This is a genomic window from Pseudomonas edaphica (genome assembly GCF_005863185.1).
GTDB lineage: Bacteria > Pseudomonadota > Gammaproteobacteria > Pseudomonadales > Pseudomonadaceae > Aquipseudomonas > Aquipseudomonas edaphica.
This window is the reverse complement of the sequence record NZ_VBVZ01000089.1, coordinates 1-14891: the sequence shown is the minus strand read 5'-3', so window position 1 is coordinate 14891 and position 14891 is coordinate 1. Positions and strand designations below refer to the sequence as shown.

At 60.9% G+C, this 14891-nt stretch carries 14 protein-coding genes; all 14 read right to left on the bottom strand.

Annotated elements, in window-relative coordinates; all coding sequences use genetic code 11:
* A partial coding sequence (locus FEM54_RS08470) for a helix-turn-helix domain-containing protein (RefSeq protein ID WP_138450412.1) occupies nucleotides 1-203 on the bottom strand: 203 nt, incomplete at its 3' end.
* Nucleotides 193-543: a type II toxin-antitoxin system RelE/ParE family toxin gene (locus tag FEM54_RS08465; RefSeq protein WP_026013737.1), complete on the bottom strand. Its 351-nt coding sequence runs from the start codon at nucleotides 541-543 to the stop codon at nucleotides 193-195. The genes FEM54_RS08470 and FEM54_RS08465, both read right to left, overlap by 11 nt.
* A 240-nt stretch (nucleotides 544-783) precedes the next feature.
* Nucleotides 784-2247, bottom strand: coding sequence for an NADH-quinone oxidoreductase subunit NuoN (gene nuoN / locus FEM54_RS08460; RefSeq protein ID WP_138450410.1), 1464 nt, complete (start codon nucleotides 2245-2247; stop codon nucleotides 784-786).
* Between the two features lie 7 nt (nucleotides 2248-2254).
* Nucleotides 2255-3787, bottom strand: a complete 1533-nt coding sequence (gene nuoM, locus FEM54_RS08455; protein ID WP_017137522.1) for an NADH-quinone oxidoreductase subunit M — start codon at nucleotides 3785-3787, stop codon at nucleotides 2255-2257.
* A 49-nt stretch (nucleotides 3788-3836) separates the two neighbouring features.
* Nucleotides 3837-5690 (bottom strand): NADH-quinone oxidoreductase subunit L, encoded by a 1854-nt coding sequence (gene nuoL / locus FEM54_RS08450; protein WP_138450408.1) that lies wholly within the window; start codon nucleotides 5688-5690, stop codon nucleotides 3837-3839.
* Nucleotides 5687-5995 (bottom strand): NADH-quinone oxidoreductase subunit NuoK, encoded by a 309-nt coding sequence (nuoK, locus tag FEM54_RS08445; RefSeq protein ID WP_017137520.1) that lies wholly within the window; start codon nucleotides 5993-5995, stop codon nucleotides 5687-5689. Before nuoK ends, nuoL begins: the two co-directional genes overlap by 4 nt.
* A 2-nt stretch (nucleotides 5996-5997) precedes the next feature.
* On the bottom strand, nucleotides 5998-6501 hold the full coding sequence (gene nuoJ, locus FEM54_RS08440) for an NADH-quinone oxidoreductase subunit J (protein WP_017137519.1): 504 nt from the start codon (nucleotides 6499-6501) through the stop codon (nucleotides 5998-6000).
* A 9-nt stretch (nucleotides 6502-6510) separates the two neighbouring features.
* The gene (nuoI, locus tag FEM54_RS08435; protein ID WP_003174725.1) at nucleotides 6511-7059 is read right to left on the bottom strand and encodes an NADH-quinone oxidoreductase subunit NuoI; all 549 of its coding nucleotides are present in this window, start codon (nucleotides 7057-7059) and stop codon (nucleotides 6511-6513) included.
* A gap of 11 nt (nucleotides 7060-7070) precedes the next feature.
* Nucleotides 7071-8078: an NADH-quinone oxidoreductase subunit NuoH gene (nuoH, locus tag FEM54_RS08430; protein ID WP_017137518.1), complete on the bottom strand. Its 1008-nt coding sequence runs from the start codon at nucleotides 8076-8078 to the stop codon at nucleotides 7071-7073.
* Nucleotides 8075-10789 carry an NADH-quinone oxidoreductase subunit NuoG gene (nuoG, locus tag FEM54_RS08425; protein WP_138450405.1) on the bottom strand — a complete coding sequence of 905 codons (2715 nt, stop codon included), beginning with the start codon at nucleotides 10787-10789 and terminating at the stop codon, nucleotides 8075-8077. The genes nuoH and nuoG overlap by 4 nt, the downstream gene beginning before the upstream one ends.
* A gap of 134 nt (nucleotides 10790-10923) precedes the next feature.
* Nucleotides 10924-12279 carry an NADH-quinone oxidoreductase subunit NuoF gene (nuoF, locus tag FEM54_RS08420; RefSeq protein ID WP_017137516.1) on the bottom strand — a complete coding sequence of 452 codons (1356 nt, stop codon included), beginning with the start codon at nucleotides 12277-12279 and terminating at the stop codon, nucleotides 10924-10926.
* Nucleotides 12276-12773 (bottom strand): NADH-quinone oxidoreductase subunit NuoE, encoded by a 498-nt coding sequence (gene nuoE / locus FEM54_RS08415; RefSeq protein WP_003174721.1) that lies wholly within the window; start codon nucleotides 12771-12773, stop codon nucleotides 12276-12278. Before nuoE ends, nuoF begins: the two co-directional genes overlap by 4 nt.
* Nucleotides 12774-12775: 2 nt before the next feature.
* Nucleotides 12776-14560: an NADH-quinone oxidoreductase subunit C/D gene (nuoC, locus tag FEM54_RS08410; protein ID WP_138450403.1), complete on the bottom strand. Its 1785-nt coding sequence runs from the start codon at nucleotides 14558-14560 to the stop codon at nucleotides 12776-12778.
* Between the two features lie 72 nt (nucleotides 14561-14632).
* Nucleotides 14633-14891 (bottom strand): NADH-quinone oxidoreductase subunit B family protein (locus FEM54_RS08405; RefSeq protein ID WP_477749728.1); only part of this gene is annotated, 259 nt, incomplete at its 5' end.

Sequence of the window (14891 nt, the reverse complement as noted above, 5' to 3'; positions counted from 1 at the left end):
GTGCGCACGTTGGTACGCAGGTACATGGCGAACACCGAGCGCGAGAGGTTGAGCTGTTGGCGCACGGCCACCACTTCGTCGGCGCTCAGGGGGGCCAGGTTGTTGAGATGGACCTTGTGGGTCCGCAGGGTGACTTTGCCTTGGCGTTCTTCGGCCAGGGCGTCGAAGCCTTCGACCAGTTCGGAAAAGATTTCACGTTTCATGATGTGTTCTCGCTTTGATTTCCCTGTCCAGCATGTGTTTTAAGGCTTTCTTGTGATTGGGGGTAAGGTCATCCTGTTCGTGTTTGCCGTACAGGGTGAATAACCAGAACTGCGTGCCGCCCGACCACCAGTAGTAAATGACCCGCAAGCCTCCGCGTTTGCCTTTGTTGCGTCGCTCATCGACGAAACGGACCTTGCGCAACCCGCCGGTTCCCTCGATGACGTCGCCCGCTTGCGGATTCTTCATCAACTCCTGTTGAAAGCCTTGGAATAGCTCGTCACTCAGATAGTCCCTGCGATGCCGTTCAAAGGCCGGCAACTCGATAAATAGAGCATCCATGTTCTGTACGTAGCCTGCGTATAGTGTGGTGGCCCACGCGCCCGGGGTCAAGTGACCTGGCTGTGGGAACTTTCCTAAAACACAATCACCATACGGCTAGGTTCAGCGGCTAGATGCCAGACAAAGAGGTAGAGGAGGAAGGAAATTTCAGCGCACAGGGGAGGGCAAAAGAATTGAAACTCCAGAAACGCAAAACGGCGCCCGAAGGCGCCGTTTCGTTTACTGCATCAAGCTAAGCGATCAAACGCCCAGTACCGCGTGCTGCACCAGGGTGAGCAACGGTTGTGGGTACACGCCCAGGAAGAACGCGAGCAGGGCGATGGCCAGCAGCATCACGCCGCCTGCCTTCTGTTCCCAGTGCAACTCGGCATCCACACGGCGCAGGTTTGGCTCGATCAGGTACAGGGTGACCATCACGCGCAGGTAGTAGAACACGCCGATGGCGCTGCCCAGTACCAACGAGGCAACCAGCCACCATTCATGGGCTTCAACACCGGTAGCAACGATGTAGAACTTGCCGATAAAGCCTGCGGTCAGCGGGATACCGGCCAGGGACAGCATCATCACGGTGAGCACGGCGGTCAGGTACGGACGGCGCCAGAACAGGCCGCGGTATTCGTACAGGGCGTCGGCGTCACGGCCTTTGAACGGCGAGGACATCAGCGTGATCACGCCAAATGCGCCCAGGCTGGTGATCACGTAGGTGACCAGGTACACGCCCATGGCTTCCACGGCCAGGCCTTTGCTCGCCACCAGGGCGATCAGCAGGTAGCCGAAGTGCGCGATGGAGGAGTAACCGAGCAGACGCTTGAGGTTGTTCTGGGTCAGGGCCAGCAAGTTACCGAACAGGATCGACGCAATGGCGATCACGGTCAGCACGGTGCTCAGCACGCCGGTGTTGGCCGCAGGCGAGATCTGGAACAGACGCACCATCACAGCAAACACGGCAACCTTGGACGCGGTGGCCAGGAACGCCGCCACTGGCGCCGGGGCGCCTTCGTAGACGTCCGGGGTCCACAAGTGGAACGGCACCAGGGACAGCTTGAACGCCAGGCCGATCAGCATCATCGCCAGGCCCAGTTGGGCAATCGGCGCAGGCATGTTGGTGGCCGCCAGGGCGTGACCGATACCGGTGAAGCTCAGGTTGCCAGCCTCTGCGTAGAGCAAGGCCATACCGAACAACAGGAACGCGGAACCGGCCGCCGACAGCACCATGTACTTGATGCCGGCTTCCAGCGAGCGCTTGTTGAAGAGGGCGTAGGCCACCAGGCCGTAAGTCGGGATCGACAGCAGTTCCAGGCCGATGAACAAGCCGGCCAGGTGCTGAGCGCTGACCAGCACGATGCCACCGGCCGCAGCCAGCAGAATCAGCAGGTACAGCTCTTCCTTGTTGCCTGGGTAGCCAGTGCCGCCTTCGCCGAGGTAGGCGTGGGCAAGGGTGACGCAGGCCAGGGTGGCAACCAGGATCAACGCGATGTACAGCAGCGCGAAGTCATCGACCATCATCAGCGGGGTCACGGCCAATGGCGCGACCTTGAGTGCCGGAATGATCGACAGCAGGGCCAGGTTAAGACCGGCACACGACAGCAGGAACGTTTGCGAGTGATTGCGGCGCCAGGCGATTGCCAGCATCACCGCCACAACGGTGAGGCTGGTAATCAGCAGCGGCGCAAGCGCGATAAAGTGTTGGATCGTGAATTCCATAGCGCTCTTACCGGGCCGAAGCGAGTTGAGAGAAGGCGGTGCCGATCCACTGCTGCACGCCATGCATCGTCGCGGCAGAAGTGTCCAGGAACGGTTGCGGGTACACACCGATGTAGATCAGCAGCACCGCAAGGCCGAGCACCATGATCAGTTCGCGAGCATCCATCCCTTGCAGGACGGTGTCGGACTTGGCCGGGCCGAAGTAGGCGCGGTGGATCATGATCAGCGAGTAGACCGAACCAAACACCAGGCCCGAGGTAGCAATGGCGCTGATCCACGGCGTGTGTACGAACGAACCCATCAGGATCAGGAACTCGCCGATGAAGTTACCGGTGCCCGGCAAGCCCAGGGATGCGGCGGCGAAGAACAGGCTGATGGCCGGCAGGTACGCGATGCGCGACCACACGCCACCCATTTCACGCATGTCACGGGTGTGCAGGCGCTCGTACAGCTGACCACTGAGGATAAACAGTGCCGCCGCCGAAACACCGTGGGCCAACATCTGGATCACCGCGCCTTGCAGCGCCAGTTGGCTGCCGGAGTAGATGCCGATCAGTACGAAACCCATGTGGGAAACGGACGAGAAGGCAATCAGGCGCTTGATGTCGGTTTGCGCGAAAGCCAGGAACGCACCGTAGAAGATCCCGATCAGACCCAGGGTCATGGCGATCGGCGCGAACTCGGCCGAGGCATTCGGGAACAGTGGCAGGGCGAAACGCAGCAGGCCATAAGCAGCAGTCTTAAGCAGGATACCGGCGAGGTCGACGGAACCTGCGGTCGGTGCCTGGGCGTGAGCGTCAGGCAACCAGGAGTGGAACGGCACCACCGGCAGCTTCACCGCGAAGGCGATGAAGAAGCCCAGCATCAGGATGTACTCGGTGGTCAGCGACATCTTGGTTTTCAACAGGTCGGCGTAGTTGAAGGTAATCACGCCAGTGTTGTTGAAGTTGACCAGTACCAGACCCAGGATCGCCACCAACATGATCAGGCCGGAAGCCTGGGTGAAGATGAAGAACTTGGTCGCCGCGTAGATCCGGGTTTTCTTGCCGTCCGAAGAACTGTGACCCCAGAGCGCGATGAGGAAGTACATCGGCACCAGCATCATTTCCCAGAAGAAGAAGAACATGAACAGGTCCAGCGCCAGGAACACGCCGACAACGCCGCCCAGGATCCACATCAGGTTCAGGTGGAAGAAGCCCACGTGGCGCTGAATTTCTTTCCAGGAGCAGAGTACCGAGAGGATACCCAGCAAGCCGGTCAGCAAAATCATCAACAGCGACAGGCCGTCGAGGGCCAGGTGCACGTTGATGCCGAAGCGCTGGATCCACACGTGCTTGAATTCAAGCGCGAAAGTTGGATCGACACCCGGTGCCGGAGCGAATGAATAGTCACCGTGCGCCCACAGCCAGAGGCCGAGCGCGAGTTCCAGGGACATGGTCAGCAACGCAATCCAGCGGGGCAGGGTGGCGCCGAAGCGTTCACCCATCCAGCAGAGCAGGCCGCCGATAAAGGGGATCAGGATTAGCCAGGGCAGAATCATGACGGGCTCGTTTCCTTTTGCAAGTTCGCAAAGTACGCAATGTTCATAGTCATACCGCCACCACCACGATGGCACCGATCACCAGCACCGCACCGGCAGCCATGGACGCGGCATACCAACGCAATTGGCCCGTCTCGCTGCGGCTCAGGGCGGTGTGACCGGCCTTGGCGGCGCGCGGGATCAAACCGATGGTTTGGTCGAGCGGGTCTTTGCGCAGAAGGTGGCTGATAGCAAGGTATGGCTTGACGAACAGTTTGTCGTAGATCCAGTCGAAGCCCCACGCAGCGAACCACCAGGCTGACAGGAAGCGACCAATGCCACTGTTGGCCACAGCCGTCACGAAGCGACGCTTGCCGAGGAACAGCAGCGCGGCCAGCAGGATACCGGCGATGGCGATGGCGCCCGAGGCGATTTCCAGGCTGTGCTTGGCGGCGCCACCGGCATGCCCGGCGCTTTCCGGCAGTACACCGGCCAGAGGCGGGGTGATCATGGCGCCGATGAAGGTCGACAGGATGATCAGCACCGACAGTGGCAACCAGTGGGAGATGCCGTGGCCTGCGTGCGCTTCGGTCTTGGCTTCACCGTGGAAGGTGATGAAGATCAGGCGGAAGGTGTACAGCGAGGTCATGAACGCACCGACCAGGCCTGCATACAGCAGGTTCTGGTTACCGCTGGCGAACGCTTCCCAGAGGATTTCGTCCTTGGAGTAGAAACCTGCGGTCACCAACGGCAGGGCGGCCAGGGCGGCACCCCCGACGATGAAGCTGGCGTAGGCCAATGGCAGTTTCTTCCACAGGCCGCCCATCTTGAAGATGTTCTGCTCGTGGTGGCAGGCAACGATCACCGCACCGGAGGCAAGGAACAGCAGGGCCTTGAAGAAGGCGTGGGTCATCAGGTGGAAAATCGCCGCGTCCCAGGCGCCAACGCCCAGGGCCAGGAACATGTAGCCAATCTGGCTCATGGTCGAGTAGGCGAGGATACGCTTGATGTCGGTCTGTACCAGCGCGGCAAAACCCGCCAGAACCAAGGTCACACCACCGACCAGTCCTACAAGATGCAGGATTTCCGGCGCCAGGGTGAACAGGCCGTGGGTACGCGCGATCAGGTAGACACCCGCAGTCACCATGGTTGCCGCGTGGATCAGCGCCGACACCGGCGTAGGACCGGCCATCGCGTCCGCCAGCCAGGTTTGCAGCGGCAGTTGTGCGGATTTACCCACAGCGCCGCCCAGCAGCATCAGGGTCGCCAGGGTGATCCAGAAGTCACCAACCTGGAATTTCTGCGGTGCCAGCACCAGCAGTTCCTGGATGTTCAGCGTGCCCACTTGTTGGAACAGGATGAACAGGCCGATGGCCATGAACACGTCGCCGATGCGGGTGACGATAAAGGCCTTGAGTGCCGCGTTACCGTTGTTGCGGTTGCTGTAGTAGAAACCGATCAACAGGTACGAGCACAGGCCCACGCCTTCCCAGCCGAAGTACAGGAACAACAGGTTATCGCCGAGTACCAGGAACAACATGCTGGCGATAAACAGGTTGGTGTACGAGAAGAAGCGCGAGTAGCCGGCCTCACCACGCATGTACCAGGACGCGAACAGGTGGATCAGGAAGCCTACACCCACCACCACGCCGAGCATGGTGATCGACAGGCCGTCGACGTAGAGGGCAAAGTTGGGCTTGAAGCCGTCCACCGACATCCATTGCCACAGCACCAGGGTGTAGTGGCCGCCTTCCGGCGGCGCCACGTTGAATTGCCAGATGACGTAGGCGGCGACGATCGCCGACAAGCCAATGGAACCCACGCCGATCAAGGCAGAAAGGTTTTCCGACCAGCGTCCACGGGAGAACGACAGCAGCAGGAAACCGATCAGGGGAAATACGAAAGTCAGAAAGATCATGTTCATCCGCGCATCTCACTGGCAGCGTCGATATCAAGCGTGTGGAAGCGACGATACAGTTGCAGCAGGATCGCCAGGCCAATACTGGCCTCGGCGGCTGCCAGGCTGATCACCAGGATGAACATGACTTGCCCATCCGGCTGCGCCCATCGGCTACCTGCAACAACGAACGCCAGTGCGGCGGCGTTCATCATGATTTCCAGGCTCATCAACACGAACAGAATGTTACGGCGAACCATCAGGCCGACCAGGCCAAGGCAGAACAGGATGCCGGCGACCGCCAGACCATGCTCCAAAGGGATAGCAGGCATCGTCATTGCTCCTTGGCTTCGTTGCGGCCCAAGTGGAAGGCGGTGATGGCTGCCGCGAGCAGCAGCATCGAAGCCAGTTCGACCACCAGCAGGTACGGGCCGAACAGGCTGACGCCCACGGCTTTCGCGTCTACGGTGGTGTGGCCGATGGCCTGGCCGCTCTGGTGAGCGAACAGCACATACAGCAGTTCACCCAGCAGCAGGGCTGCCAGGATGACCGGGCCGAGCCAGATGCCGGGCTTGAGCCAGACGCGTTCCTGGGCGACCGAGGCCGGCCCCAGGTTGAGCATCATCACCACAAACACGAACAGCACCATGATGGCGCCGGCGTAGGCGATCACTTCCAGCACACCGGCGAACGGTGCGCCGAGGCTGAAAAAAGTCATGGCCACGGCGATCAACGAAATGATCAGGTAGAGCAGGGCGTGCACAGGATTGGTGTTGGTGATCACGCGAAGCGTGGACACCACTGCAATACCGGACGCGAAATAGAAAGCGAATTCCATCTTTCTTCCTTAAGGCAGCAAGCTCTTCACGTTGATCGGCTCGGCTTCGTTTTGTGCGGCGCCCTTCGGCTTACCGGCAACGGCCATACCTGCAACACGATAGAAGTTGTAATCAGGGTTTTTACCGGGACCAGAGATCAGCAGATCTTCTTTCTCGTACACCAGGTCCTGACGTTTGAACTCGGCCATCTCGAAATCCGGTGTCAGCTGGATGGCGGTGGTCGGGCAAGCTTCCTCGCAGAGGCCACAGAAAATGCAGCGCGAGAAGTTGATGCGGAAGAAGTCCGGGTACCAGCGACCGTCTTCGGTTTCAGCTTTCTGCAGGGAGATGCAACCCACCGGGCACGCCACGGCGCACAGGTTGCAGGCTACGCAACGCTCTTCGCCATCGGGGTCGCGGGTCAGTACGATGCGGCCGCGATAGCGCGGCGGCAGGTACACCGCTTCTTCCGGGTATTGCAGGGTGTCGCGTTTGCGAAAGCCGTGACCGAACACCATCACCAGGCTTCGCAACTGGGTACCGGTACCCTTAACGATGTCGCCAATATATTTGAACATGGGTCAAATCCTCACTGAACCGCGCCGGCTGGCGTGTTCAACAACACAACGGCAGCCGTCACCAGCAAATTGATCAGGGTCAGCGGCAGGCAGAAGCGCCAGCTGAAATCCATCACCTGGTCGTATCGTGGACGCGGAATGGAAGCGCGCAGCAGGATAAACAACATGATGAAGAACGCGGTCTTCAGGAAGAACCAGAAGAACGCCAACTGCGGCAGGATGCCGAACGGACCGTGCCAGCCGCCGAAGAACAGCGTGACCAACAGGGCCGAGATCAAGATGATGCCGATGTATTCGCCAACGAAGAACATGCCCCATTTCATGCCGGCGTATTCAATGTGGTAACCGTCAGCCAGTTCCTGTTCCGCTTCCGGCTGGTCGAACGGGTGACGGTGAGTCACGGCGACGCCAGCGATGAAGAAGGTGCAGAAGCCAAAGAACTGCGGAATGATGAACCACAGGTTCTGCGCCTGGTACTCGACGATGTCGCGCATGTTGAACGAGCCGACCTGCACCACGATGCCCATCAGCGCCAGGCCCATGAACACTTCGTAGGACACGGTCTGGGCCGAAGCCCGCAAGCTGCCCAACAGGGCGAACTTGTTGTTGCTCGACCAACCGGCGAACAGCACCGCATAGACCGACAAACCGGCCATGGCGAAGAAGAACAGCAAACCGATGTTCAGGTCCGCCACGCCCCAGGTCGGGGTGATCGGGATGATCGCGAAGGCGATCAGCAAGGCGCTCATGGCCACGACCGGTGCCAGGGTGAAGATCACCTTGTCGGCAAACGGCGGGGTCCAGTCTTCCTTGAAGAACATTTTCAGCATGTCGGCGGCGATCTGGAACATACCGAACGGGCCAACGCGGTTCGGACCGTAACGGTCCTGCCACCAGCCCAGCAGGCGACGTTCGACGAAGCTGAGCAGGGCGCCAGCAACGACCACGGCCAACAGGATCACGATGGCCTTTACGACCGAGATGATCACGTCGATCACTTCAGGGGTGAACCAGGTCATTGCGCTGCCTCCTGCAGACCGTCAACGGTTTTGCCAAAGATCGCAGGTGGAATACCCGCAAGGCCTTTCGGCAGTGCAACCAGGCCAGCACCCAACTCATCATTGATACGCAGCGGCAGACGCAGGGTCTGGCCAGCCACGTTCAGGCTGAGCAGGGCACCGTCGTTGACGCCCAGGCGATCGGCTTCGGACTTGGCCACGGACACGTAGGCTTCAGGAATGCGACTTTGCACCGGCGCAGCTTTGGAAGAGGTCTCTTCGCTGCCGAACAGGTGGAAGAACGGCACAACCTGCCAGGTGCCCTGGGCCGGGTTGAATGGACGCGGCACGGCGGCGAACCAGTTCAGCGAGTCACCGGTGCTTTCGATCAGGCGGGTGCCTGGGTCGCCAGCGCGGATGTGACCACCGACTTCGTCCTGGAACTTGTTCCAGGCTTGCGGCGAGTTCCAGCCCGGCGACCAGGCAAATGGCACCTGCTGACGTGGCTCGACCGAGCCCGAGTAACCTTCCATGGAGAAGGCAAACGCGGTATCCGGGTCTTGCGGGGTACGCGGCTCGTGCACGCTGATGTCGGCGCGCATGGCCGTACGGCCGGAGTAACGCAGCGGTTCACGGGCGAGTTTCATGCCCTTGATGCGGAACGAGGCGGACGGAGCCGCGTCGACGATACGTGCCAATTGCGGCGCGCTTGCGGCGGCAGCAGCGGTCACGTGGTCGAGCTGGGTCCAGTCGATCGGTTGATTCAGCAGGGTCGCACGCAGGGCATGCAGCCAGCGCCAGCCTTCGTGAACCAGGATGCTGGCGTCCATGTACTTCGGATCGAACACCTGGAAGAAGCGCTGGGCTCGGCCTTCCTGGCTGACCAGGGTACCGTCGCCTTCGGCGAAGGTGGCGGCTGGCAGCACCAGGTCGGCACGCTCGCTGGTGGCGGTCTTCTGGTGATCGGCCACGATCAGTACTTTGGCGGCATCCAGCGCGGCATCGACCTTGGCTGAGTCGGTGCGGGTGTACAGGTCGTTTTCCAGTACCACGATGGCGTCGGCATTGCCGTCGATCACCGCTTGCAGGGCGGCGTCCAGGGACTCGCCACCGAGCATGGCCAGGCCGAGGCTGTTGGCTTCCGGCACGACCAGGCTGATGGAACCGTTCTTGTCGCGCAGCTTCAAGGCCTTCGCGATATTCGCAGCAGCCTCAATCAGTGCCTTGGAACCCAACGAGGTGCCGGCAATGATCAATGGGCGCTTGGCCGCGAGCAGGGCGTCGGCGATGCGCTGGGCCAGTTCAACAGCTTCAGTGTCCAGGCCTTCGACGGCAGGTGCGCTGGCGTCCAGGGCGTGGGCCACGGCGAATCCGATGCGGGCCAGGTCGTCCGGCGCTGCGTGAACGCATTCTTCGGCGATGTCGTCGAGCTTGGTTTCAGCCAGGCTTGCGATAAACAGCGGGTTCAGCGCGTGCTGGCCGATGTTTTTCACCGCGGCGTCGAGCCAAGGCTGTACGCGCATGGCGTCGGCCATGTCTTCGGCCTTGCCTTTGACCGACTGACGCAGCGACAGCGCAATACGCGCGGCAGTCTGGGTCAGGTCTTCGCCGAGGACGAAGATCGCATCGTGGTCTTCGATGTCGCGCATGTTCGGGACTGGCAGCGGGCTGTCGTTCAGCACTTGCAGGACCAGGCGGATGCGCTCCAACTCACCGGCTTCGATACCGGAGTAGAAGTGCTCGGCACCCACCAGCTCGCGCAACGCGTAGTTGCTTTCGAGGCTGGCACGCGGGGAACCGATACCGACGATGTTGCGGCCGCGCAGCAGGTCGGCGGCTTTATCCAGCGCGTCGTCCAGGCTCAGCTTGGCGCCACCGGCCAACAGCGGCTGGCGTGGGCGGTCTTCGCGGTTGACGTAGCCATAGCCGAAACGGCCACGGTCGCACAGGAAGTACTGGTTGACCGAACCGTTAAAGCGGTTTTCGATGCGACGCAGTTCGCCGTAGCGCTCGCCCGGGGAGATGTTGCAACCGCTGGAGCAGCCATGGCAGATGCTCGGCGAGAACTGCATGTCCCACTTACGGTTGTAGCGCTCGGAGTGAGTCTTGTCGGTGAACACACCGGTCGGGCAGACCTCGGTGAGGTTGCCGGAGAACTCGCTTTCGAGCACGCCGTCTTCAACGCGACCGAAGTACACGTTGTCGTGGGCGCCGAAGACGCCCAGGTCGGTGCCGCCGGCGTAGTCTTTATAGAAACGCACGCAACGGTAGCAGGCAATGCAGCGGTTCATTTCGTGGGAAATGAACGGGCCGAGGTCCTGGTTCTGGTGGGTGCGCTTGGTGAAGCGATAACGGCGCTCGTTGTGGCCGGTCATCACCGTCATGTCTTGCAGGTGGCAGTGACCGCCTTCCTCACAGACCGGGCAGTCATGCGGGTGGTTGGTCATCAGCCATTCGACGACACTGGCGCGGAACGCCTTGGATTCTTCATCTTCGATGGAGATCCAGGTGTTGTCGGTGGCTGGGGTCATGCAGGACATGACGATACGACCACGGGTGTCGTTCTCGTCGGTGTACTGCTTGACCGCGCACTGGCGACAGGCACCAACGCTACCAAGCGCGGGGTGCCAGCAGAAATACGGGATGTCGAGGCCTAGTGAGAGACATGCCTGTAACAGGTTGTCTGCCCCATCGACTTCGAGCGCTTTGCCGTCTACGTGGATAGTGGCCATGGTTCAAAGTTCTTCGTTGGCCCGTTGTCAGCGGGCGTGGCTAATGGAATCTTGTTATTCATGGGCATCAACACAGCCTTTACGGCGTCAGCCCATGAGAAGACGAAGGGCACGGACCCTTCGCCTTTAAAGCGTTACGCGCCGACTACGATCGGCCTTGCCAGAGGCGGGACGGCGGCGCTGACAGGCGCGATGCCGGCTTCGAACTCCGAGCGGAAGTATTTGATTGCGCTGCCCAATGGCTCCACGGCGCCCGGTGCGTGAGCACAGAAGGTCTTGCCTGGGCCGAGGAACCCGACCAGACCCAGCAGGGTCTCGATGTCGCCTGGCTGGCCTTCACCGTTCTCGATCGCCATCAAGAGCTTGACGCTCCATGGCAAGCCGTCACGGCACGGGGTGCAGAAGCCGCACGATTCACGGGCAAAGAACTGCTCCATGTTGCGCAGCAACGAAACCATGTTCACGGTGTTGTCCACCGCCATCGCCAGGCCAGTGCCCATACGGGTGCCGACCTTGCCGATGCCGCCGGCATACATTTGTGCGTCGAGGTGCTCGGGGAGCAGGAAGCCGGTACCGGCGCCGCCTGGCTGCCAGGCTTTCAAGGTGTAGCCGTCGCGCATGCCGCCGGCGTAGTCCTCGAACAGCTCGCGTGCGGTGACGCCGAACGGCAGCTCCCACAGGCCAGGGTTCTTGACCTTGCCGGAGAAGCCCATGAGCTTGGTGCCCATGTCTTCGCTGCCTTCGCGGGCCAACGATTTGTACCAGTCGACGCCGTCGGCGATGATCGCCGGCACGTTGCACAGGGTTTCAACGTTGTTCACGCAGGTAGGCTTGCCCCACACGCCCACGGCGGCAGGGAAGGGCGGCTTGGAGCGCGGGTTGGCGCGGCGACCTTCGAGGGAGTTGATCAGTGCGGTTTCTTCACCGCAGATGTAACGCCCGGCGCCAGTGTGCACAAACAGCTCGAAGTCAAAACCCGAGCCGAGGATGTTCTTGCCCAACAGGCCTGCGGCCTTGGCTTCTTCCACGGCACGGTTGAGGTGCTTGGCGGCGGTGGTGTATTCGCCACGCAGGAAGATATAGCCCCGGTAGGTTTTCAGCGCGCGGGCGCTGATCAGCATGCCTTCGATCAGCAGATGGGGCAGTTGCTCCATCAGCATGCGGTCTTTCCAGGTGTTCGGCTCCATCTCGTCCGCGTTGCACAGCAGGTAACGGATGTTGATGGATTCGTCTTTGGGCATCAGGCCCCACTTAACACCGGTGGGGAAGCCTGCACCGCCGCGGCCTTTAAGGCCGGCGTCTTTCACGGTCTGGACGATATCGTCCTGGGCCATGTCGGCGAAGGCTTTGCGCGCCGCCGCGTAACCGTTCTTGGCCTGGTACTCGTCGAGCCATACCGGCTCGCCGTCGTCACGCAGGCGCCAAGTCAGCGGGTGGGTTTCAGGCGAACGCTTGATCAGGTTGGCCGGGCCGAAAGATGTAAGGGTCATGGGTAGCCCTCGAGCAACTGGGTCACGCCAGCAGGCTGCACGTCACCGAATGTGTCGTCGTCGATCATCAACGCCGGCGCCTTGTCGCAGTTGCCCAGGCAGCACACCGGCAGCAGCGTGAAGCGGCCGTCCGGAGTGGTTTGGCCGAGGCCAATGCCCAGCTTGTTCTGGATTTCGCTGACCACTGATTCATGGCCACCGATGTAGCAGACCATGCTGTCGCACACGCGAATGATGTGGCGGCCGACCGGCTGGCGGAAGATCTGGCTGTAGAACGTGGCCACACCTTCAACGTCGCTGGCGGGGATGCCGAGGATCTCGCCGATGGCGTAGAGGGCGCCGTCCGGCACCCAGCCACGTTCCTTCTGGACGATCTTCAAGGCTTCGATAGACGCCGCGCGCGGGTCTTCGTAATGATGCAGCTCGTGCTCGATGGCCGAGCGCTCGGTTTCACTCAAGGTGAAACGGTCTGTCTGGATAAGCGTGCTGTTCATGCTTAGCGGTCCACGTCGGCCATAACGAAATCGATACTACCCAGGTACGCAATCAAGTCCGCGACCATCTCGCCTTTGATCACCGAAGGGATCTGCTGCAAGTGGGCAAAGCTTGGGGTACGAATCCGGGTGCGGTAGCTCATGGTGCCGCCATCGCTCGTCAGGTAATAACTGTTGATACCCTTGGTCGCTTCGATCATCTGGAAGGATTCGTTGGCCGGCATCACCGGGCCCCACGAAACTTGCAGGAAGTGCGTGATCAGGGTTTCGATGTGCTGCAGCGTGCGCTCTTTCGGCGGCGGTGTGGTCAGCGGGTGATCCGCCTTGTACGGGCCAGCCGGCATGTTGCGCATGCACTGCTCGATGATCTTCAGGCTCTGGCGCATTTCTTCAACGCGCACGATGCACCGGTCGTAGGCATCGCCATTGGCGGCCAGCGGCACTTCGAACTCGAAGTTCTCGTAGCCCGAGTACGGCCGTGCTTTACGCAGGTCGAAGTCGCAGCCGGTCGAACGCAGGCCGGCACCAGTGACGCCCCATTCCAGGGCTTCTTTGGTGTTGTACTGCGCGACGCCGATGGTACGACCCTTGAGGATGCTGTTGTCCAGCGCAGCCTTTTGGTACTCGTCCAGACGCTTGGGCATCCAGTCGATGAACTCCTTGACCAGGCGCTCCCAGCCGTTCGGCAGGTCGTGCGCCACACCGCCAATGCGGTACCAGGCCGGGTGCAGACGGAAACCGGTAATGGCTTCGATAACCTTGTAGGCGCGCTGACGGTCGGTGAAGGTGAAGAACACCGGGGTCATGGCGCGAACGTCCTGGATATAGGTACCCAGGAACAGCAGGTGGCTGGTGATGCGGAAGAACTCGGCCATCATGATGCGGATGGTGTCGACGCGGTCCGGCACCTTGATACCGGCCAGCTTCTCGACCGACAGCACGTACGGCAGGTTGTTCATCACGCCGCCGAGGTAGTCGATACGGTCGGTGTACGGGATGAAGCTGTGCCAGGACTGGCGCTCGGCCATCTTCTCGGCACCACGGTGGTGGTAACCGATGTCCGGCACACAGTCGACGATTTCTTCGCCGTCCAGTTGCAGGATGATACGGAAGGCACCGTGAGCCGAAGGGTGGTTCGGGCCCAGGTTGAGGAACATGTAGTCCTCGTTGGTGCCGGAGCGTTTCATGCCCCAGTCTTCCGGACGGAAGCGTGCAGCTTCTTCTTCAAGCTGCTGCTTGGCGAGGTTGAGGCTGAACGGGTCGAATTCGGTTGCGCGGGCAGGAAAGTCCTTGCGCAGCGGGTGACCTTCCCAGGTCGGCGGCATCATGATGCGCGTCAGGTGCGGGTGGCCCGGGAAGTCGATACCGAACATGTCCCAAACTTCGCGCTCGTACCAGCTGGCATTCGGCCAGATACCGGTGACGGTCGGGATGCTCAAGTCGCTTTCGGACAGCGCGACCTTGATCATCACGTCGCTGTTACGTTCCAGCGACATCAAGTGGTAGAACACGGTGAAATCGGCACCGCTCGGCAAACCTTGACGCTTGGTGCGCAGACGCTCGTCCACGCCATGCAGGTCATAAAGCATGACGTACGGCTTGGGCAGGTTGCGCAGGAAGCTCAGGACTTCGACGAGCTTGGCGCGCGCCACCCACAGCACCGGCATACCGGTGCGTGTGGCCTGGGCGGTGAAGGCGTCAGGGCCAAAACGGTTATTGAGTTCGACAACCACATCCTGGTCGTCTGCCTTGTAAGGCGGGATGTACAGAGCACTGCCTGTAGTCATGGTTTTTTATCGCTTTCGGTCAACGTAAAGAATGAAGCCAGGTTTTCGTTCTATAAAAGAAGCGGGGCTGGATCAGACTTCGTCGGGGCTGCGCAGGTTGGTGACTGCGATTCGCTGTTCGCGGCGCTGTTCCTTTTGTGACGGCATCTCGGCGCGATAAACGCCTTGATCACCGACCACCCAGGAAAGCGGACGACGCTCCTTGCCAATCGACTCCTGCAACAGCATCAAGCCTTGCAGAAAAGCTTCAGGGCGGGGCGGGCAGCCAGGCACGTAGACGTCCACGGGCAGGAACTTGTCCACCCCTTGAACGACGGAGTAGATGTCGTAC

What these genes read in the sequence shown, in the direction of transcription:
- FEM54_RS08465 (WP_026013737.1), bottom strand. Translation starts at nt 543, where the DNA reads ATGGATGCTCTATTTATCGAGTTGCCGGCCTTTGAACGGCATCGCAGG.
- nuoN (WP_138450410.1), bottom strand. Translation starts at nt 2,247, where the DNA reads ATGGAATTCACGATCCAACACTTTATCGCGCTTGCGCCGCTGCTGATT.
- nuoM (WP_017137522.1), bottom strand. Translation starts at nt 3,787, where the DNA reads ATGATTCTGCCCTGGCTAATCCTGATCCCCTTTATCGGCGGCCTGCTC.
- nuoL (WP_138450408.1), bottom strand. Translation starts at nt 5,690, where the DNA reads ATGAACATGATCTTTCTGACTTTCGTATTTCCCCTGATCGGTTTCCTG.
- nuoK (WP_017137520.1), bottom strand. Translation starts at nt 5,995, where the DNA reads ATGCCTGCTATCCCTTTGGAGCATGGTCTGGCGGTCGCCGGCATCCTG.
- nuoJ (WP_017137519.1), bottom strand. Translation starts at nt 6,501, where the DNA reads ATGGAATTCGCTTTCTATTTCGCGTCCGGTATTGCAGTGGTGTCCACG.
- nuoI (WP_003174725.1), bottom strand. Translation starts at nt 7,059, where the DNA reads ATGTTCAAATATATTGGCGACATCGTTAAGGGTACCGGTACCCAGTTG.
- nuoH (WP_017137518.1), bottom strand. Translation starts at nt 8,078, where the DNA reads ATGACCTGGTTCACCCCTGAAGTGATCGACGTGATCATCTCGGTCGTA.
- nuoG (WP_138450405.1), bottom strand. Translation starts at nt 10,789, where the DNA reads ATGGCCACTATCCACGTAGACGGCAAAGCGCTCGAAGTCGATGGGGCA.
- nuoF (WP_017137516.1), bottom strand. Translation starts at nt 12,279, where the DNA reads ATGACCCTTACATCTTTCGGCCCGGCCAACCTGATCAAGCGTTCGCCT.
- nuoE (WP_003174721.1), bottom strand. Translation starts at nt 12,773, where the DNA reads ATGAACAGCACGCTTATCCAGACAGACCGTTTCACCTTGAGTGAAACC.
- nuoC (WP_138450403.1), bottom strand. Translation starts at nt 14,560, where the DNA reads ATGACTACAGGCAGTGCTCTGTACATCCCGCCTTACAAGGCAGACGAC.